Below are 19,958 nucleotides of genomic sequence, written 5' to 3' on the forward strand. Positions count from 1 at the left end.
AGCTATATTTGTATGAGGTCTGCCTGGACAGGCAGTTTCCAATTTTTCAGCCACCACAAAGGGAGCGGCGGGTGAGTCTCACAGTCATTGCGCAGCGTATGGGTATCACGAGCTTTCAGCGCCTGGTGACTGGCCTTGTCTTGAGTACTTTGCTGGTCGGGTGTTCCAGTACGCCGTCGGGTAATGTTCGGGTTGTCGATCGCAACAACAGCGCAACACCTCAACGTCCTACAGTAACGACGGGTCAATATGCAGTCCGTCGCGGCGATACCCTGTTTTCCATCGCTTTTCGCTACGGCTGGGACTACAAAGCCCTCGCAGCGCGCAACAACATTCCTGCGCCTTATACGATTCACCCCGGTCAGACGATTCGCTTCGATGGCCGTAGCGGTTCAACGCCTACCGCAGTGGTGACGCAGTCGGGTTCGACGGCTTCGTCGTCGAGTAAAACCACGGTCATTCGCCGGCCGGCGGGGGCTGGGACGGCGGCAGTACCGTCCGTCGCGAGCAAATCGCCCCCCGCTCCGATGCCTCCGGCAGGCCCCGCCCCGACAGGCTGGGGATGGCCTTCTAATGGCGTTCTCATTGGAAAATTCTCTTCAAACGGTAGTTTGAATAAAGGAATTGATATCGCCGGGGATTTGGGACAGCCTGTTTTAGCCGCGTCTGATGGCACGGTTGTGTACGCCGGGAGTGGTTTAAGGGGCTACGGCGAACTCGTGATCATCAAACACAGCGATACCTACGTCAGTGCCTACGGTCACAACCGCAGGCTGTTGGTTCGGGAGGGGCAGCAGGTCAAAGTCGGACAGACAATTGCCGAAATGGGATCAACGGGAACAGACCGGGTGAAACTGCATTTTGAGATTCGCCGGCAAGGTAAACCAGTCGATCCGCTGCAATTCCTGCCTCGGCGTTGATTTGATTGTCAGCCTGTTCCGTCACGTAGAGGGAACAGGCTCCAGCGTTGCCAAGGATAAAGGCGTCGCTTGAGCTTGAGGTCGAACTCACCAAAGGACTATAACAATGGCTCTCAGTAAAGAAGTGCCGGAGTTTGACATCGACGATGAGGTTCTCCTTATGGAGACCGGCATCGCTATGGATTCGATGTCGAATGATGAAGGGGCGACTCCACCTTCCGTTCGTGCCAAATCCAAACACTCCGCTTCACTTAAACAACATAAGTACATCGACTATACCCGGGCGCTGGACGCCACTCAGCTGTACCTCAACGAAATCGGTTTCTCGCCACTGCTCTCCCCCGAGGAAGAAGTTCATTTTGCGCGGCTGTCGCAAAGTGGCGACCCGGCCGGCCGAAAACGCATGATTGAAAGCAACCTGCGCCTGGTGGTGAAAATCGCCCGACGCTACGTCAATCGCGGGCTTTCGCTGCTGGACCTGATTGAAGAGGGCAACCTGGGCCTGATTCGCGCCGTCGAGAAATTCGACCCCGAGCGCGGCTTCCGTTTCTCGACCTACGCCACCTGGTGGATCCGCCAGACCATCGAACGGGCGATCATGAACCAGACCCGGACCATCCGGTTACCGATTCATGTGGTCAAGGAACTGAACGTCTACCTGCGGGCCGCCCGTGAGTTGACCCAGAAACTCGACCATGAACCTTCACCCGAAGAAATCGCCAACCTGCTGGAAAAACCGGTAGGAGAGGTCAAGCGCATGCTTGGGCTCAACGAGCGTGTCTCTTCGGTAGACGTCTCGCTGGGGCCGGACTCGGATAAGACCCTGCTGGATACCCTGACCGACGATCGTCCGACCGATCCGTGCGAGTTGCTCCAGGACGATGACTTGTCCCAGAGCATTGACCAGTGGCTTTCGGAACTTACGGACAAGCAACGGGAAGTGGTGATTCGCCGCTTCGGCTTGCGCGGTCATGAAAGCAGCACGCTTGAAGATGTAGGCCTGGAGATTGGTTTGACCCGTGAGCGGGTGAGGCAGATCCAGGTTGAAGGTCTCAAGCGCCTGCGAGAGATCCTGGAGAAGAACGGCTTGTCGAGCGAGTCGTTGTTTCAATAATACCAAGGCAAGTGCAGCAGAAACGCCCTGACTGGTTGTGATGCTGTTTACTTGGAAAAAACGGTGCTTCTTTCAGGAATGGGAAGTGCCGTTTTTTTTGGTTTTGGTTTTGGTTTTGGTTTTGGTTTGGGTGTATATCCGTTGCTGCGGTTACGGTCACTAATGGTTCCGCTCTTACAGCGGGTCACTTTTGGAAGAGCGCCAAAAGTAACCAAAAACGCTCTGCCCCACCACTCGGCACCTCGCCTAGGCTCGGTGTGCCCTCACTCCGGCATTGCTCCGTGGGCCGCCGCGAAGGGCCATCCATGGCCCAGCGCGGCTACCTCGGCATCCATGCCGAGGTGCCCACTGCGCAATGCCTGCGTTCGGCCATCGTGGTTTAACGGGGCGCCCAGATCAAAAGCCGGGGCGAGGCGGCCTTATAGCCGACCTGGTTCCTAGTGGGACCGCGTTCCCACAGGAGGTCTGTGTTGGATATGAATTTTGTGTCCGCTGAAGATTGAATGTGGGAGCGAGCTTGCTCGCGATGACGGTGGTTCAGTCACATGGATGTTGGGTTTGCTGGCCTCATCGCGAGCAAGCTTTGCTCCCACAGATCTGATGGGTGTACGACCGGGAGAGCCAGGTCGGCTATCAGGCCGCCTCGGGGATGACGTTGATCTCGGCGCCCCGTTAACCACGCTGGCCGAACGCAGGCATTGTGGAGTGGGCACCTCGGCATGGATGCCGAGGTAGCCGCGCTGGGCCATGGATGGCCCTTCGCGGCGGGCCCACGGAGCAATGCCGGAGTGAGGGCACACCGAGCCTAGGCGAGGTGCCAAGTGGTGGGGCATGAGCGCTTTGGTTACTTTCGACTGGGCCGGCTTCCGGGCTTTTCGAAAGTGACCCGCTGTAAGAGCGGAACCGTCAGCGGCCATTACCGCAGCAACGGATATACACCCCCTCTTTGAAATCCCACTCATAAAACCTACAGCTCAACAACGACTAGGCCTGGAGCGTTTCTGAAGAATCGCTTTTCCAGCCGAGATCCATTTGTAGGTTCAGCTTGTAAGCCTTTGCCTAGTGTTACGTAAGCGATCAGTTCACCATGGGCCGGACAGACCGCTATAAACACCGTGATCTTTTTGTATTCATCTGATTTATAACGAAAATTTGTTGATGAACGTAGCGTTACAGAGCAAGCCGCCTGTATCAGCCGCGTTGCACTCGCCTGGGAAAATACTAATATCAGTCCTGTGTCGACGGACAGACACACCCGTCAAGGATGATGGGAAGGAAGGACATCGCAGGACGCGATTCATCAGGATGATGAAAAGGATTAAAGGGATTAGGGAAAAAATGTGGGCGGGTCAAACCGCCCCTTTTTTTTGCCCGCGATTTCTTGATCCGGAAAAGCAAAAAGGCCCGCAAGGGGCCTTTTCGACGAACGCAGGGGTGATCAGCGTTCGAGGTCTACGATCTTGCCTTCCTTGCCATCCCACTCTTCAGCGTCCGGCAACGCATCTTTCTTCTCGGTAATGTTCGGCCAGATGTCCGCCAGTTCAGCGTTCAGCACGATGAAGTTCTCCATGCCAGCCGGCACTTCGTCTTCCGAGAAAATGGCAGTCGCCGGGCATTCCGGTTCACACAGGGCGCAGTCGATGCACTCATCCGGGTGAATGACCAGGAAGTTCGGGCCTTCGTAGAAGCAGTCCACCGGACAGACTTCTACGCAATCGGTGTACTTGCACTTGATGCAGTTGTCGGTGACGACGAAGGTCATTTCTAATTCTCTCCTCAGGCGGCGGCAGCGGAACCCCTTCACGGTGGGCTCGCCAGGTTCGGGAGCGATAGTCTGCAGGCTAGGCTAATGGCCCGCAGCATCCCAAACCGCGCGAGATTCTAACAGCTTGAAAGCCTGTGCGTTAGATCCGTGTCTTCAATGTATAGAGTAAATCCAGCGCCCGACGTGGCGTCAGGTCGTCCAGATCGAGCTTGGCCAGTTCATCGAGCACCGGGTGGGGCAGGCTGGCGAACAGGTCGCTTTGCTGCGGCGCGGCCGGTTTGCCTTTGGTCGGGCGCGGTGCTTCGTGAGGCAGGCTGGTGGTTTCCAGGCGGCTCAGGTGCTCGCGGGCACGGGTAATGACTTCACTTGGCACACCTGCCAGTTGCGCCACCGCCAAGCCGTAGCTCTGGCTGGCCGGGCCGGGCAGCACGTGGTGCAGGAAAACGATGCGCTCATTGTGCTCGGTGGCGTTGAGGTGAACGTTGGCCACCAACGGCTGGTTTTCCGGCAACACGGTGAGTTCGAAGTAATGGGTGGCGAACAGCGTGTAGGCCCGCAGGTGCGCGAGGCGCTCGGCCGCTGCCCAGGCCAGGGACAGACCGTCGAAGGTGCTGGTGCCGCGTCCGACTTCGTCCATCAGCACCAGGCTGCGTTCGGTGGCGTTGTGCAGGATGTTCGCGGTTTCGCTCATTTCCACCATGAAGGTCGAACGTCCACCGGCCAGGTCGTCGCTGGAGCCGATCCGCGTGAAAATGCGGTCTACCAGGGACAATTCGCAACTGGCCGCCGGGACGAAGCTGCCAATGTGGGCCAGCAGCACGATCAGTGCGGTCTGGCGCATGTAGGTGGATTTACCGCCCATGTTCGGACCGGTGATCACCAGCATGCGAGTGTTGTCGTCCAGGCTCAGGTCGTTGGCCACGAACGGCGTGGTCAGGACTTGCTCGACCACTGGGTGACGACCCTGGCTGATGCGCATGCACGGCTCGCTGACGAAACGTGGGCAGTTGAGGTCCAGGTTCAGCGCGCGTTCGGCCAGGTTGCTCAGCACATCCAGTTCCGCCAAGGCGCCAGCGGTGTCCTGCAAGGGCGGCAATTGGCTGATCAGGTCCTCGAGCAGTGCTTCGTAGAGCATCTTTTCCCGGGCCAGGGCGCGGCTCTTGGCTGACAGCGCCTTGTCTTCGAACGCCTTGAGTTCCGGGGTGATGAAACGCTCGGCGCCCTTGAGGGTCTGGCGGCGAATGTAGTCGGCCGGGGCTTGCTCGGCCTGCTTGCTCGGCAGCTCAATGAAGTAGCCGTGGATGCGGTTGTAGCCGACCTTGAGGTTGGCAAGGCCGGTACGGGCTTTTTCCCGGGCTTCGAGGTCGATCAGGAACTGGCCGGCGTTCTCGCTCAGCGATTGCAGCTCGTCGAGTTCGGCGTCGTAACCGGTTTTCAGCACGCCACCGTCACGGATCACCGCTGGCGGGTTGTCGATAATGGCTTTTTCCAACAGCGCAGCCAGGTCCGGGTAGGTGCTGGTGGTGCGCGCCAGTTGTTGCAGGTGCGGCGCTTCGAGGTCGGTCATCGCCACTTGCAGCTCGGGCAACGCGCCAAGGGCATCGCGCAGGCGCGCCAAGTCGCGGGGACGGGCGTTGCGCAGGCCGATACGGGCGAGGATCCGCTCGATGTCACCGATTTCCTTGAGTTGCGGTTGCAACTGCTCGAAGCGATAACGATCCAGCAGGCAGGTAATGGAGGATTGACGCGCCAGCAGCACGGTCAGGTCCCGCAGCGGACGATTCAACCAGCGGGTCAGCAATCGGCTGCCCATGGCGGTCTGGCAGCGATCGACCACCGATTGCAGGGTGTTGTCGCGCCCGCCGGCCAGGTTGGTGTCCAGCTCCAGGTTGCGGCGGCTCGCGCCGTCCAGCACCACGGTGTCATCCAGGCGTTCGTGACGCAGGCTGCGCAAGTGGGGCAGGGCGGTACGCTGGGTTTCCTTGGCGTAGGCCAGCAGGCAACCGGCCGCGCCGATGGCCAGGGTCAGGTTCTCGCAACCGAAGCCCTTGAGGTCCTGGGTGGAAAACTGCTGGCAGAGACTTTTCAGCGCCGAGTCCCGCTCAAAATCCCACGGCGCCCGACGCCGCACGCCACGGCGTTTTTCTGCCGGCAGGTCTTTGGGCCAGTCATCTGGGATCAACAGTTCCACCGGGTTGACCCGCTCCAGCTCCGCCAGCAGGTTTTCCCAGCCCTTGATTTCCAGCACCGAGAAGTTACCGCTGGTGATGTCCAGCACCGCCAGGCCGAACAGGCGCTCATCGCCCAATACGGCGGCGATCAGGTTGTCCCGGCGTTCATCCAGCAAGGCTTCGTCACTGACCGTCCCCGGGGTGATGATCCGCACCACTTGGCGTTCCACGGGCCCTTTGCTGGTGGCCGGGTCGCCGACTTGTTCGCAAATCACCACGGATTCGCCGAGCTTGACCAGCTTCGCCAGGTAACCTTCCGCCGCGTGGTAAGGAATCCCACACATCGGAATGGCCATGCCTGCCGATTGCCCACGTGCCGTCAGGGTGATGTCCAATAGCTTGGCGGCCTTCTTTGCGTCCTCGTAGAAGATCTCGTAGAAGTCGCCCATGCGGTAGAACATCAGCTGATCGGGGTGCTGGTTCTTCAGGCGCCAGTATTGCTGCATCATTGGCGTGTGGCTGGAGAGGTCGTTCACGGCTGTATTCATGGGTGTCAGGCAAGCTCGTTGAAAGGTGTGGGGCAAAAGGAGGGGCATTGGCCCGGCTTTTCCGCGATGGGCGCAAGGTTAACATGGGTGGTCTGTGCTACCCATATGTGAGTGGTTTTTGGGATTGGGGGCTTATCCGTTTTTTCGGTAACGGCTGCTTAGGGTTCCGCCCTGACGGCGGCTCACTTTTGAGAAGCGCAAAAGTAAGCAAAACGCTCATGCCCCACCACTCGGTGCCTCGCCTAGGCTCGGCATGCCTGAACGAAGGCATTGCTCCGTGGGCCGCCGCGAAGGGCCATCCATGGCCCAGCGCGGCTAACCCGGCATCCATGCCGGGTTGCCCACTGCGCAATACCTTCGTTCAGCCATCGTGGTTAACGGGGCGCCGAGATCAACGTCCACCGCGAGGCGGCCTGATAGCCGACCTGGCTCTTGCGGTCGTACCCCCATCAGATCTGTGGGAGCAAAGCTTGCTCGCGAGGCGGCCTGATAGCCGACTTGGCTCTCCCGGTCGTACACCCATCATATCTGTGGGAGCAAAGCTTGCCCGCGATGACGGCGGCACATTCAACATCGCTGCAAGCTGACCCACCGCTATCGCGAGCAAGCTCCCACAGTGGTTACTCGGGTTTCTCCTAGGTCTCGGCTTGCATCATGGATGCCTACCTCACCTCAACCACATCCAACGCCCGATTCGCCAGCAACTGGCTCAGCTCGATCATCTGTTGAACCCCCAGCAAGATATTCCGTCGCGAGCCCTTCAGGTCGAATGCCAGGTCGCTGACCATGGCGTTGGCCGAGGCCAGGGTTTCGCTGAGGTTGGCGAGCAGGCATTCGGCGTCGATGTTGGGGGCGATGATGAAAAGGGTATCGGGTGTGTCAGAGGCTTCCTTGTCGGTTTTCGGCTTGAGGTAATAGTCCAGGGCGCGAGTGGCCGCGTCGTCGAGTTTCTTGGCGTTGGCCGATTGGCTGCGGGAGACGTGATCGTCTGGGGTTGGGGGATTTGGAGTGTGCTTGCTCATGATTCTTGGATCCTCGAAGTGGGAGCCATCACCGATTCGCTACTAAACGAAATGGGTGGCAGCTGTACGCAGGTTAGTAGACCGGGGATCCAAGAAACCGGCGCACCCGAAGGCGCCCTGCGCACAGCTACCATCGAATGCAGGAGTAGGAACACCTGACTGGATGGAGCGATGTACATCTTGGAGATACCGAGCTACTAAACCCGATCACTGATGGGCAGTGACAGGATCAAAAGTACCGATGGGCCCCAAGGCGCACAAGCCGGCGGATTCTGGCGTAGTTGTAGGCAGAGGCGCAAGAAAACGTAGCCTTGCGTCGCACATTTGAAGGACGCGATTGGAGTCTTTTCTTAGGGGCCTGTAGGGCAAATACCGGGTGGGGGAGTTTGGCTTTTGTAGGAGCTGGCGAAGCCTGCGATCTTTTGATCTTTCGCTTGAGATTCAAGTGTCTGGGGAAAGATCGCAGCCTCGTTGCACTCGACAGCTCCTACACATTGCATATTTATGCAAAACAGCATTTGTCTTCTGCGAAAAGAACAAGCACTATGCGCGTTATGCAAAAACGCAACGTTTCTACCGTATTAAGAGCATTGCTCGATCAGCACGGGATCTCCCCCACGGAGCTTCACCGGCGTACCGGCGTGCCTCAGTCCACCCTCTCGCGGATCCTCAGCGGCAAGATCGTCGATCCTTCGGATAAACACATCTCGAAGATCGCCGAGTATTTTGCCGTGAGCACCGATCAGTTGCGCGGGCGCGCGGACGTTGTGCCCGCTGGCAATGCCCGCCGCGATGAGCCGCATTCCGAACTCAAGGACATAAGCCTGTGGGACGACGAAACACCCGTCGAAGAAGACGAAGTGTCGGTCCCTTTTCTGCGCGAGGTTGAATTGGCTGCTGGATCAGGAAGATTCGTCATCGAGGAAAGCGAGCGCTCCAGCTTGCGCTTCGGCAAGCGCAGCCTGCGCCACAACGGCGTGCAGTTCGACCAGGCCAAGTGCGTGACGGTGCGCGGCAACAGCATGTTGCCAGTGCTGCGCGACGGCGCGACGGTTGGGGTGAACGCAGGCAAGTGTGGGATCGGCGACATCGTCGACGGTGACCTCTACGCCATCAATCACAACGGCCAATTGCGGGTGAAGCAGCTTTATCGCCTGCCCACCGGCATCCGCCTGCGCAGCTTCAACCGCGATGAACATCCGGACGAGGACTACACCTTCCAGGAAATGCAGGATGAGCAAATCGTCATCCTCGGCCACGTCTTCTGGTGGGGCATGTACGCCCGCTAACCCCTCCGCTGTCAGATAAAACCCGCCGCCATGCGGGTTTTTTTTCGCCTCCTGAAAACCCGTAGCCCCTGTGTTTACGAGGGTTTCATGCGTTAGCGCATTTTTGGTGCATAAATAAATGCATTTGCGCATTGACTGTATATGCATCCATGCATATTCTGTGTCCAAGCCGCTCGACAAAGCGGCTGGCAACGAAGCTCTTTAGTTCCACCAACAGGCAGCGATGAACCGGCCTTAACGGTTCAGAGGGTTGGCAACTGACCCGGGTGTGCAGCGTAAAGCACCAGAAGCAGTTATCCGGCGGGCAGGGACCGCGGTCGGAGGAACAATTTGAATGGATCCGTACCGCGCCAGTCGCGCCGAAAGATCAACTTCCTTCTGGCCATTGGTCAAGGAAGGCGAAGGAGCGCATTACTGAAAAGCCCGGTTCATTGCCGGGCTTTTTGGAATGCCTATCTGAAGCAGGCAGATCGAAGAGTGCCGGAGTACCGGCAATCAATAAGGATATGAGCATGAAAAAATACGCACGTGTTGTGGACGGCAAAGTCGACAACATCTACGAAACCGTCAACCCGATCTCTGAGGAGTTCCCAGCAGACCAACTTTGGATTGACGTTACTGGCAGGTCCAACGCTGAGGTCGATTATGACTACAACGCAGTCAACACTGATGGGCTCTGGTCGTTCAACTCCGGTTTCCCTTGGCCACAGACTGCACTTGCGGAGCAGATGCGTATTGAAAAAAGCAGGCGGCTCGACAGCGTCATGACCCAAGTGGCGTCTTCGGGATTGCAATTCAAAGTCGATCTGGGCGTCGCTACCGCCGCCGAGCAGGCTTACTTGATTGCCTTCAAGGAGTATTGCATCGCCTTCACTCAGGTTAACAAACAGCCCGCTTTTCCACTGAGCATTGTTTGGCCAGAGTTGCCCTGAACGGAGTGTCTTCTTGAAAAGCCCGGCGCAGTGCCGGGCTTTTGCACTGCCTTTCAACACTCATCCATCACCCCCCCAGGAAACGAGACATGACAAACGAGCAACAAGCGTTGCTGGACATGTCGATCTGACTGGTCATGGTGCTCGCTCTGGTGGGTGGAGGGGGTCGGCGAGATGTGTCGCGCCGCCAACGGGAGGGCTTTCGATGCTGAAGGATTTCAGATGCGGTCACTGCAAAAAACTTCTGGCCCGCATGGGCGAGAACACCGAACTCCAGATCAAGTGTTCCCGGTGCGGGACGTTGAATCATGTGAAGGCCGTTGAGCCTCGAGTGATCGCCGGCGAGCGAACAGCGTGCGGAATAGGCCCTGCACTCCGTACTCAATGACATCCACCGAGGTAAGAAAAATGAAATTGCTCAAAAGAATCCTACTGGCGACTGCGTTTCTGTCGTCCTTCGTATCCCTGAACGGTTGGGCTGATACGGCCCTGTCGTGGAACCTGGCCCGGGACATGTACCTGATGACCGAAGCGGCACCGGTCGGTTCGCCCTGGTCGTTCATGCAAAACAAATCGGGGGTGAACGCCTCGGCCAACTACACGCTCTTTCCGTCGTTCCAGGCCGGGGTCTGTAATGGCAAGCCAACCACCTGCTGGCGCGACGATGCGACGGGCGCTTGGATTTCCATTCCAAATGAAAGCTTCACCTTCACGGGCTCGGGCACCAGTTTCGTGTTCAAGCAGGGCGATGTGGCCACGCATCCTGGTACCAACAGTCAGAGCATCTTCCGTTGGGCCAGTCCTGTCACCGGCAATATCAACGTGCTGGGGCGGGTCAATGACCTGCATAACGCTTGCGGGGATGGTGTTGGCTGGTCGCTGAACCTGGGCGACACCGTGCTCCAGTCCGGGAGCCTGGCAAACGGCGGCAGCACCACGTTCATGCTGAACAGCGTCGCAGTCACGCCGACATCTTCGCTTTATCTGGTCATCGACAGAAAGGCTAACAACTCTTGCGATGCGACCAGCGTGGACATGCTGATTACTCGGTAAAAACCTATTTATCTAAAGGAAATAAACTCATGAAAAAATTCTTCAGCGTGCTGATCGCAGCCGTCCTGGCTACCCAGACCCTCCATGCGTTTGCTGAAACCTCACCTGTCGGTTCCTGGCAATTCGCTTACTACCACGTTCCGGGCGGTGGTTTTTATGCCAACCAAACGATCTGTTTCAAAGCGGACAATACCTGGTACTCGAGTTCGCAGGCCGGCTGGAAGGGCGCATGGTTCCAGAACGGCGACGATCTCCAATGGAATGGGAGTGTGCCGATGCCGGGTGCAGGGAGCGCCAACAATCTCGCGACCATTGCCATGGGTAAGTTAGCTGTCGCTGGTTCGATGTCGGGTAACTACGCGGAATGGGCCGCACCCAGTGCGCTACCGCTGTCTTGGGACAGGCACTACACCTACACCATGACTTACAAAGGCGCGACCTGCGCTGCGCCAAAGTGACGTCAGCCTTCAATGACCTGACAAACATTTGAACGCCGTTTCTAGCAACTTAATGGGTTGCACCGACCCACATCTCATTCAACTTCAAACAACTTACCCGCCCAATCTTAATCACCCCAGGAAACGAGACATGACAAACGAGCAACAAGCGTTGCTGGACATGCCGATCTGGCTGGTCATCGTGCTCGCCCTGGTGGGCGGGGTGTCCGGCGAGATGTGGCGCGCAGACAAGGAGGGCGCCCGTGGCTGGTCGTTATTGCGGCGCCTGGCCTTGCGCTCCGGTGCCTGCGTGGTCTGTGGCGTATCGGCAACCATGCTTTTGTATGCCCTCGGCATGTCGATCTGGAGCGCCTGCGCCTTGGGTTGCCTGACCGCCATGGCCGGTGCCGATGTGGCGATCGGTCTTTACGAGCGCTGGGTCGCCAAGCGGCTCGGCGTCTGCGAAGTGCCGCCGCGGGACACTCCTCCCGACCAGCCGTGAATCGACAGCGCTGATCCATACCAAAGGAGGCGATCAATGCCTGCCCTTATCGAAAAACCGTCGCAGTTGTGCTCGGCCATTGCCCAGACGCTGCGCGCCATTTATCCCGCCTTGAAAGTCGGCAGCCCCCAGGATTTCGATGGCACCGACGATCAACCCTGGGTGCTGATTGCCCTTGAGCGTGATGCGCCCGGTAACCGCGCCAATGACGGGCGTATCGCCCATGTCCTGACGGTTTCCTTGCAAGTGGTCATGGCCGTTCCAGGATGGGATGCCTGCGATCTGGCCGGGGAGCTGAAACACCTGGTCATGGACAACCGCTGGGGGCTGTCGGGCGATCAATGCGACCTGCCCACGGAGCTCGATGGCCTGCCATCCACGTTCATTAACCCGGCACGGGCGTACACCGCGTGGACCCTCTCCTTCAACCAAACCCTGTACTTGGGCCCGACGCTGCTGGAAGACCCGCTGGGCATCCCGAAGTTTGCCCGTACCTGGGAAGTGTCGAACATCGACGACCCGGACCAATACACCGCACTCGAGGGTTGAGCCATGTTTGATGCGCTGTTACGGATGCATCTGGGGCCGATCATCGAGCGTCTGGCGCAGATGGAAACCGAGCTGGAAGACATGCATCGGCGGGCGGAGAGTTTCTGCCGCATCGGCGTTTGCCAGGAAGTCGACGCGGCCAGCAATACCTGCAAAGTCAGCCATGGCGGACTGCTGACCCCGGCGATCCGCTTTTTCAATCCGAGTGCCGGGGCCCAGAGCGAGTCGCGGATTCCGTCCGTGGGCGAGCAATGCCTGTTGCTGAACCATGGCGGCGGCGAAAGCGGTGGGCAAGCCGTGGCGTTGTTCGGCCTCAACGGCGGTCAGTTCCCGCCCGTCTCGACCCAGGCCTCGCTGACGCGGCGCCTCTATCAGGACGGTACGGAAAACGGCTACGACCATGCCAGCCATGTCCTGCACTGGCAAAACGGCCCGGCGGCGTTCAGCGGTTCTCGTGAATCCCTGCAGTTGAACATTGGCCCGTCGCGGCTGGCGATGACGCCCCAGGCCATCGAATTGCAAGTCGGCGCCGTCGGCATTCGGCTCGACGCCTCCGGCGTGCACCTGCGCGGCCCGGTGGTGGATCACCAGGGGCGCGTCATCAGTACCGCATAAGAGATTTCCTCATGATTGGAATCGATCGAAACACCGGCGCCACGGTCGACGACTGGCTGCAGTTCGTGCAGCGCGCCACCCGTGCATTGACCACGCCGTTGGGCACTCGCCAGAAGCGCCCGTTGTATGGCTGCGCACTCACGCAGTTGCTGGGGCAGAACCTCGGTGACGACCTGCTGATCCTCGCCCAGAGCCACGCGGCCCAAGCGTTCTACAACCCGGACAACGGCATCGATGATTTCGAGCCGCAGGTCATTGTCGCCAGCCGACAGGGGGCCGGATTGCTGCTGCGTTTCGCCGGCACCTGGAAAAACCGCAAACAGACTTTCGAGGTGGTGACATGAGCATGCTGATACCCGGCCAGAACCAACTGGCCGAACCGGCCATCGTCACCGTCGAAGCGTTCGAGGATCTGCTCGCCGAATTCAAGACCTTCGTGGTCGAGTACGTCGGCGCACGCTCTCCAGCCAGCGCGGCGAAGCTGGTGGACAGCCTCGAAAACGAAAGCGAACTGCTGACCTTGGCCCTCGAGGCATTTTGTGTCCGCCTGCAAACCCACGAACGCAAATACAACGCCCGCATCAAGCAGATGTTGGCGTGGTGGGCCACGGGCACCAACCTCGACGCTCGCCTCGCTGACATGGGCCTTGAGCGTCAGTTGCTCGACCCGGGCGACCCGGCAGCGTTCCCGCCCATCCCTCCGGTCTACGAGAGCGATGACGATGCGCGGTTGCGTTATTACCTGGCACCCCACGCCCCGGCAGCCGGCTCGCGCATGCAGTATCGGCGGGAGATTTTTACTTTGGGTGAACGGCCAGCGGTGAAGGTGGAAAACGCCTCGGCGGGTGTGGTGACGGTTACCTACACCTTCGACCCGGATGGTCATGCGGCGCAGGTCAAGGATGGTAATGGGCGTCGCACCGCACCGGGCGAAGTCACGGTCACGGTGCTGTCCCGTGACGGCGACGGCACGCCGACCGAGGCGCTGCTCGACGGTGTTCGCCAGCATTTCGCCCGGCCGGATGTACGACCGGAAACGGACCTGGTCATCGTCCAGGCCGCGCAGATCAAACCCTACAAAATCCGCGTCGTGGCGAAGATCAATGCCGGCCCGGATTCGGGCTTGACCCAGGTTGCCGCCGAACAGCAGTTGCAGGCGTATGCCGAGGCGTGTCATCGCCTGGAAGGGCGGGTGGACCCCAGCTGGATCGACTACACGCTGCACAGCGCGGGCGCGGTTCAGCTGCAGATTCTCGAGCCGCTCGCACCGATTGTGGCGACGGCTTTTCAAGCCCCGTACTGCACGGGCATCGAGGTCGAGGTGGATACGTTATGAGTGACGACACACCTCGCCCGAGCCTGCTGCCGGTCAACAGTTCACCGCTGGAACGGGCGCTGGATCTCGGTTTCGCCCGGTTGCTCGAACGCATCGATCCGCCGTTTCCCGAGCTGATGAACCCGACCACCACACCCTTGGCGTTCCTGCCGTATCTCGCGGCGGATCGTGGGGTCAACGAGTGGAGCTCCGCGGCGCCTGAGACGGAAAAGCGCCTGACCGTTGAACTCGCCTGGCCAACCGCCCGGCAGGCCGGGACGCGAAAGGCGCTGGAAAACGCGGCCAAGGGTTTGCAACTGATGCCTGAAGTGCGCGCATGGTATGAGCAAACACCCCCTGGCCCGCCCTACAGTTTTTCCGTCAGGGCGTTTACCGAGCAGCCCTACAGCGAAGAAATCGACGCCCGTCTCGACCGTCGCCTGGCGGATGCCAAAAGCGAGCGCGACACCTTGAAGGTGTCTGTCGGCTTGAGTGCATTCGGCCGTCACGTCATCGGCGCCGCCACGCTGTGCGGCGAACTGACCACGGTTTATCCGATCGTCATCGAAGGGCTGCAAGCCTCGGATCAGGTCTTCATGGCCGCCGGGCTCTACACCGTCGAAACCTCCACTATTTATCCACAGGGGTCCTAAATGGCCGACTACTACACACTGCTCACCGATGCGGGGATCGCCTACGAAACCGCCTGCAAGGCAGCGGGCACACCGATCAAGCTGTCGCAGATTTCCGTCGGTGACGGCGGCGGCACGGAATACAACCCGGCCGCAACCGCGACGGCACTCAAGCGCGAGGTTTGGCGCGGACCGCTCAATGCGCTGTTCCAGGATGAGAACAACCCGAGCTGGCTGCTGGCCGAGGTCACCATCCCGTCCGACGTCGGCGGCTGGTATGTGCGTGAGGCCGGGATCTGGACCGATACCGGGATCCTGTACGCGATTGTCAAATATCCGGAATCGTTCAAACCGGTGTTGGCGACGTCCGGTTCGGGCAAAGAGTTCTACATCCGGTCGATTTTCGAGACCAGCAATGCTGAGCTGGTGACGCTGCTGATTGACGACACGGTGGTCAAGGCGACGCGGGCCTGGGTGACCGGCTACGTGGCTGACGAACTCGCCAAGCTCGACAGCAAGCAGTCGGTGCGAGTGGCGACGACGGCTAACATCGTCTTGAGTGGCGCGCAGGCGATCGATGGTGTTGCGGTGATCGCCGGGAATCGGGTCCTGGTCAAATCCCAGACCTTGGCGAAAGACAACGGTATTTACGTGGCCGCGAACGACGCTTGGGTCCGGGCAAAGGATGCCGATGCGAGTGCCGAAGTGAGTTCGGGATTGATTGTCTCGGTGGAGGAGGGCGCTACGCTTGCCAACACGATCTGGCAGTTGATTACCGATGGTGCGATTGTGCTGGGCACTACGGCGTTGGCGTTTCAGAACATCACGCAAGGGTTTGCGCCGCTCAATTCGCCGGTGCTGGTTAATCCGACGGCAAATACGCCACCGATTTTCGATAGCAGCAAGTTGCTAGCCACTACCGAGTTTGTAGAGCGCGCGAAAGGGAACTATCGAGGATTCCTTAATGCAACATCCAATACGACGCTGGTAGCTTCTACGGCGTTCGGTTCTATGGTGTCCTGCCTTGGGACGTTTAACATCACTCTACCTGCTGCCAACAGCGGAGGTGCAGGCGGAACGGTAAGCCTTCGAAACCGGGGTGCAGGTGTCGTAACCATTCTTTGCCCAGGTTCAGACAACATTAAGTCGGGTAGTCTCACTAAGACTACGATGGTTATGCCCGCGGGTTCCACGCTGGATCTTACTACGGACGGCGCCAGCGGGTGGTGGGCATCAGGCTCTGCCCAAATTGTGGACTCGACAGCCATCAACTCCTTAATGGGCAATTATTCGGGCATAAAGATCATTACTGAGTCGACTGCGCTGACGGTAAACGATACTGGATGTCTAATTATCGGATCTGCTGGGTTGGCGGGTTTAGATGTCACGTTGCCAAAGTTGTCAACGACAACACCAGGTCAGACAATCATTATTTCCGCAGGCGCAGGAAGTTTCAATCTGCGAGCCTTTGCGGACGATCTGATATCTATCGGACTATCTGTTCTTTCCACTGTCCCTATTGATGTCTTCGAAAGCATCATATTGGTTTCCCAACCTGGTGGATGGAGGGCGATTTCAGGCACCGTCATTACTAAATACTCGGGAATGTTTTCCACTAGTATCGGCTCTAGCGGCAGCCAAGACTATCCGAGCGGGCTAATTCGCCAATGGGGAACCTTCAACGCGGCCTCTGCGATTGCTGGCGGTGCTTATACAACGCTAACGATCACACTGCCTAAAGCGTTTCCAAACGGGCTTCTTTCCGGGTCGGGGACAGTCCATAACCAAGGCTTGGCGAATGCTCAACCCCGGCCTAACGGCACTTCAAAGAGCGCTATTGCGATCTGTGTGAATAACAACTCTACCGTGTCACTCAGCAATACCGTTGGAAGCTGGGAATATTGGGGATATTGATCATGACTGTATTTTTTTGCGCCGAAACAGGCGGCTTTTATCCCGGAGAACCTTATGGCGATGCGGTCGGGAAGGAGTGTGTAGAACTTTCTCAGGAGACCTATCAAGCCTTGAGAGATGAGATTGATCAAGGCAAAGAAATAAGGGTCGTCAATGGTTGGCCCGAGGCCTTTGACCGGGTGATACCGCCAGATCAATTGATCGCCTTCGAGCGTAACTGGCGCGATTCTGAAATTCGGAGCACTGAGTGGTTGGTCGTACGTCACCGTGAAGAACAGGAGTTAGGAATGGCTCCTACGTTGAATGCGGAGCAATTTCCCGAGTTGCTCTCCTACCGCCAGGCGCTTCGGGACTGGCCGCAAGCATCTGACTTTCCTTCGTTGGAATCACGACCGATTGCGCCTCTCTGGCTCGCCGAGCAATCCAAATAAACGCCCCGCCCCGACGGGGCGTTTTCTTACCTGCCAAACACCCAACAGCCCCTTTCTCAAGGGGCTTTTTCATATCTGGAGAAACACAAATGGCACTGCGCCAAACCTACACCGTGCTCCTCCCATTCCCCACTGGGGGTGGTCACTGGTCGAGCGTCGGCCAGGAACTCGATCTGCTCGACGTCGAGGCCAACGCCTTGCGCAGCGCCGGTCGCCTGGCGCTGAAAAAAACCGAAGTCGTCGAACCGGCTTCTGCATCCAACCCGGCCAAAAAGGCCGCCACCAAGAAGGCTGAATAACCATGGCTGAGGTTTTGAACTTCGAGCACAACGGCATTACCGTCAATGCCACTGAATCTCCCGAGGCCATGGGTGGCCTGGGTGACAACGTCATCGGTCTGGTCGGCACTGCGCCGAATGCCAACGCGCTGATTCCGAAAAACACCCCATTCCGCATCAACAGCTTCACCACCCAGGCCCAGTTGGACCCGACCGGTGCCGAGGCGGGTACGCTGTTCCAGGCGGTCTACCAGATCCTCAAAGTGGTCAAGGTGCCGGTCTACGTCGTCATCGTCGAAGAGGGCGCGACACTGGCCGACACGCAGAACAATGTGATCGGCGGTATCGAAGCGCAGACCGGTCGCAAGTTGGGCTTGGCCGCGTTGAGTGGGGTCGCTGAAGACTTGACCATCATCGGCGCGCCGGGCTTCACCGGCACCAAGGCGGTGGCCAGCGAGTTCGCTTCGTTTGGCAAGCGCATCAAGGCCCGTGTGGTGCTCGACGGCAAGGACGCCGCGGTCGCCGACCAAGTGACCTACAGCCAGGAACTGGGCGGTGCCGACCTCGGTTTCGACCGTTGCCTGGTGGTGCACAACATGCCGGCGGTGTACTCCAAGGCCGCGAAGAAAAACGTCTTCCTGGCCCCGTCGAGCCTGGCCATCGCCGCGCTCGCCAAGGTCAAGCAATGGGAGAGCCCGGGCAACCAGGTGACCTACGCCGAAGACGTTTCGCGCACCGTCGAATACAACATCCTCGACACCTCCACCGAAGGCGATCTGCTCAACCGCTACGGCGTCAGCTACTACGCCCGGACCATCCTCGGCGGCTTCTCGCTGCTGGGCAACCGTTCCATCACCGGCAAGTTCATCAGCTACGTCGGCCTGGAAGATGCCATCAGCCGCAAGCTGGTGAAGGCCGGCCAGAAGGCCATGGCCAAGAACCTGACCAAGTCGTTCATGGACCAGGAGGTCAAGCGCATCAACGACTGGCTGCAAACCCTGGTGGCCGACGAAACCATCCCTGGCGGCAGCGTGTACCTGCACCCGGAATTGAACAGCGTCGAGAAGTACAAGAACGGCACCTGGTACGTGGTCATCGACTACGGCCGCTACGCGCCGAACGAACACATGATTTATCAACTCAATGCCCGCGATGAAATCATCGAGCAGTTCCTGGAGGACGTTCTCTAATGTTTACCAACCGCGTAAGACAGGCCATCGCGGCCACCCTGCAAGGCCTGCCGTTGTCGGCGACCGTGGAAGAGTTCAGCCCGCCGAAAATCGAATTCGACATGGAAGAGATGCGCGGCGGCCGTTTCATTGGCGAGGAAATGGCCAAGGGCGGCAAGGTGCTGACGGCCAAGCTGACCCTGCAAGGCCTCGGCCAGGAAGTCATGCTGGCGCTGGGCGTGAGCGTGGGCGACGACATTCTGCTGAACGTGCGTGAAGCCGGCCAGGATCAGGACGGCAACACTTGGTTTACCTACCACACGGTGGGCGGCAAGTTGAAATCCCTCGAGGAAACCGCGCTGAAAATGGGCGAGAAACCCAAGACCAACCTGGAGCTGTCCTGCCGCACCTACAACCGCCTGGAAAACGGCGTCCCGGTGATCGACATCGACGTGCGCACCCAGAAGTTCGTACTCAACGGCGTCGACATTCTTGGCGATGCACGCCGTGCGGTGTTGTTGCCTTAAACAAACCCGTCGGTTGGACACAGTCCCTGTGGGAGCGGGCTTGCTCGCGAAGAGGCCATCAAGTTCAACATCAATGTTGATCGACATACCGCTTTCGCGAGCAAGCCCGCTCCCACAGGTGGCTCGCCCACCCTGATTCACCAAGGAATTGATTTCATGTCCTGGATGCCTCCTACCCATGAGCTGTTGTCACCGATCACCAGTGACGACGGCTCGCAGATCGAGCAGATCACCCTCAAGCCGCTGTACTACGCCGCGCAAAAAGACGCCCTGGCCCGCGCTGGCGATGACGAAGACGATCAGTTCTTCGAACTGGCCAAACTGGCCACCGGCCTGTCGGTCAAGGAACTCGACCAGCTCAAGCGCCCGGACTACGTCAGCATTGCCCAGTACGTGCACGAAATGTCCACGCGCCCGGCGTCGTACTTTCTGGATGACCCACAGGCCGATCCCGACCAGGTGCAACTGCTGCAACCGCTCGACGTCGCCGGCCGCAGTGTGACCGCGCTGACCCTGGAAATGCCGGTGCTGCGTGCGACCAAGGCGATGAAAAAACTGAAGACGGCCAAGGAACGCGCCGAGTTCATCACCGCCCATTGCACCGGCCTGATGATGCCCGATCTGGACCTGTTGACCGTGCCCGACTGGACCCAGTTGCAGGTGCGCATCGACGATTTTTTAAACAAACCGGCGGACTTCTTTCGGAACGCGACATCGAAGTGATCCTCGATGTGGTGCCGCTCATTTACTCGGTAAGTGAGGCGGAAATCCTGGA

22 protein-coding genes are annotated in these 19,958 nt (G+C 58.9%); 19 read left to right on the forward strand and 3 right to left on the reverse strand.

All coding sequences use genetic code 11. The annotated features are described in order from the left end of the window. Positions 1-71: 71 nt before the first annotated feature. Together AD662_RS05550 and rpoS are read left to right on the forward strand one after the other, a co-directional pair. Positions 72-920 (forward strand): peptidoglycan DD-metalloendopeptidase family protein, encoded by an 849-nt coding sequence (locus tag AD662_RS05550; RefSeq protein WP_053185918.1) that lies wholly within the window; start codon positions 72-74, stop codon positions 918-920. 106 nt (positions 921-1,026) lie between these two features. Next, the gene (gene rpoS, locus AD662_RS05555) at positions 1,027-2,034 is read left to right on the forward strand and encodes an RNA polymerase sigma factor RpoS (protein ID WP_003198289.1); all 1,008 of its coding nucleotides are present in this window, start codon (positions 1,027-1,029) and stop codon (positions 2,032-2,034) included. A 1,438-nt stretch (positions 2,035-3,472) separates the two neighbouring features. On the opposite strand, the gene fdxA is transcribed toward rpoS, so the two are convergent. The 3 genes from fdxA to AD662_RS05570 form a co-directional block, all read right to left on the reverse strand. Then, complete coding sequence (gene fdxA / locus AD662_RS05560) at positions 3,473-3,796, reverse strand: ferredoxin FdxA (protein ID WP_018603631.1); 324 nt, start codon at positions 3,794-3,796, stop codon at positions 3,473-3,475. Positions 3,797-3,938: 142 nt separating this feature from the next. After that, a complete protein-coding gene (gene mutS / locus AD662_RS05565) occupies positions 3,939-6,506 on the reverse strand; it encodes a DNA mismatch repair protein MutS (RefSeq protein WP_174553530.1) in 2,568 nt (855 codons plus the stop codon). 674 nt (positions 6,507-7,180) lie between these two features. Next, positions 7,181-7,540, reverse strand: a complete 360-nt coding sequence (locus AD662_RS05570) for a DUF6124 family protein (protein ID WP_053185924.1) — start codon at positions 7,538-7,540, stop codon at positions 7,181-7,183. A gap of 554 nt (positions 7,541-8,094) precedes the next feature. Here AD662_RS05570 and AD662_RS05575 point away from each other — a divergent pair. The 17 genes from AD662_RS05575 to AD662_RS05650 all read left to right on the forward strand — a co-directional run bounded on the left by AD662_RS05575 (position 8,095) and on the right by AD662_RS05650 (position 19,906). Next, on the forward strand, positions 8,095-8,829 hold the full coding sequence (locus AD662_RS05575; protein ID WP_003198297.1) for a LexA family transcriptional regulator: 735 nt from the start codon (positions 8,095-8,097) through the stop codon (positions 8,827-8,829). A 512-nt stretch (positions 8,830-9,341) separates the two neighbouring features. Then, the gene (locus tag AD662_RS05580) at positions 9,342-9,761 is read left to right on the forward strand and encodes a tail fiber assembly protein (protein WP_018607989.1); all 420 of its coding nucleotides are present in this window, start codon (positions 9,342-9,344) and stop codon (positions 9,759-9,761) included. 205 nt (positions 9,762-9,966) lie between these two features. Next, positions 9,967-10,149 carry a Com family DNA-binding transcriptional regulator gene (locus tag AD662_RS29705; RefSeq protein WP_074849562.1) on the forward strand — a complete coding sequence of 61 codons (183 nt, stop codon included), beginning with the start codon at positions 9,967-9,969 and terminating at the stop codon, positions 10,147-10,149. Between the two features lie 20 nt (positions 10,150-10,169). Beyond that, positions 10,170-10,814: a hypothetical protein gene (locus tag AD662_RS05585; RefSeq protein ID WP_053185927.1), complete on the forward strand. Its 645-nt coding sequence runs from the start codon at positions 10,170-10,172 to the stop codon at positions 10,812-10,814. Positions 10,815-10,843: 29 nt separating this feature from the next. After that, the gene (locus tag AD662_RS05590; protein ID WP_018607982.1) at positions 10,844-11,272 is read left to right on the forward strand and encodes a hypothetical protein; all 429 of its coding nucleotides are present in this window, start codon (positions 10,844-10,846) and stop codon (positions 11,270-11,272) included. Between the two features lie 130 nt (positions 11,273-11,402). Beyond that, a complete protein-coding gene (locus tag AD662_RS05595) occupies positions 11,403-11,753 on the forward strand; it encodes a phage holin family protein (protein ID WP_053185929.1) in 351 nt (116 codons plus the stop codon). A 36-nt stretch (positions 11,754-11,789) separates the two neighbouring features. Then, positions 11,790-12,302 carry a hypothetical protein gene (locus tag AD662_RS05600; protein WP_039010711.1) on the forward strand — a complete coding sequence of 171 codons (513 nt, stop codon included), beginning with the start codon at positions 11,790-11,792 and terminating at the stop codon, positions 12,300-12,302. Between the two features lie 3 nt (positions 12,303-12,305). Beyond that, positions 12,306-12,917, forward strand: a complete 612-nt coding sequence (locus tag AD662_RS05605; RefSeq protein ID WP_053185932.1) for a phage baseplate assembly protein V — start codon at positions 12,306-12,308, stop codon at positions 12,915-12,917. A gap of 11 nt (positions 12,918-12,928) precedes the next feature. After that, entirely contained in the window at positions 12,929-13,261 is a 333-nt protein-coding gene (locus tag AD662_RS05610) for a hypothetical protein (protein ID WP_018607976.1), read from the forward strand. Further along, on the forward strand, positions 13,258-14,253 hold the full coding sequence (locus AD662_RS05615) for a baseplate J/gp47 family protein (RefSeq protein ID WP_053185935.1): 996 nt from the start codon (positions 13,258-13,260) through the stop codon (positions 14,251-14,253). The genes AD662_RS05610 and AD662_RS05615 overlap by 4 nt, the downstream gene beginning before the upstream one ends. Beyond that, entirely contained in the window at positions 14,250-14,885 is a 636-nt protein-coding gene (locus AD662_RS05620) for a phage tail protein I (RefSeq protein ID WP_053185937.1), read from the forward strand. The genes AD662_RS05615 and AD662_RS05620 overlap by 4 nt, the downstream gene beginning before the upstream one ends. After that, complete coding sequence (locus tag AD662_RS29710; protein WP_053185940.1) at positions 14,886-16,778, forward strand: phage tail-collar fiber domain-containing protein; 1,893 nt, start codon at positions 14,886-14,888, stop codon at positions 16,776-16,778. A gap of 2 nt (positions 16,779-16,780) precedes the next feature. Next, the gene (locus AD662_RS05630) at positions 16,781-17,209 is read left to right on the forward strand and encodes a phage tail assembly chaperone (RefSeq protein WP_053185942.1); all 429 of its coding nucleotides are present in this window, start codon (positions 16,781-16,783) and stop codon (positions 17,207-17,209) included. Positions 17,210-17,298: 89 nt separating this feature from the next. Next, entirely contained in the window at positions 17,299-17,508 is a 210-nt protein-coding gene (locus tag AD662_RS05635; protein WP_014336822.1) for a hypothetical protein, read from the forward strand. A gap of 2 nt (positions 17,509-17,510) precedes the next feature. Further along, a complete protein-coding gene (locus tag AD662_RS05640) occupies positions 17,511-18,677 on the forward strand; it encodes a phage tail sheath protein (protein WP_038855979.1) in 1,167 nt (388 codons plus the stop codon). Further along, positions 18,677-19,183 carry a phage major tail tube protein gene (locus tag AD662_RS05645; RefSeq protein WP_053185946.1) on the forward strand — a complete coding sequence of 169 codons (507 nt, stop codon included), beginning with the start codon at positions 18,677-18,679 and terminating at the stop codon, positions 19,181-19,183. Before AD662_RS05640 ends, AD662_RS05645 begins: the two co-directional genes overlap by 1 nt. A gap of 156 nt (positions 19,184-19,339) precedes the next feature. Beyond that, positions 19,340-19,906: a phage tail assembly protein gene (locus tag AD662_RS05650; RefSeq protein ID WP_053185950.1), complete on the forward strand. Its 567-nt coding sequence runs from the start codon at positions 19,340-19,342 to the stop codon at positions 19,904-19,906. Positions 19,907-19,958: the final 52 nt, after the last annotated feature.

The organism is Pseudomonas kilonensis (assembly GCF_001269885.1).
GTDB lineage: Bacteria > Pseudomonadota > Gammaproteobacteria > Pseudomonadales > Pseudomonadaceae > Aquipseudomonas > Aquipseudomonas kilonensis.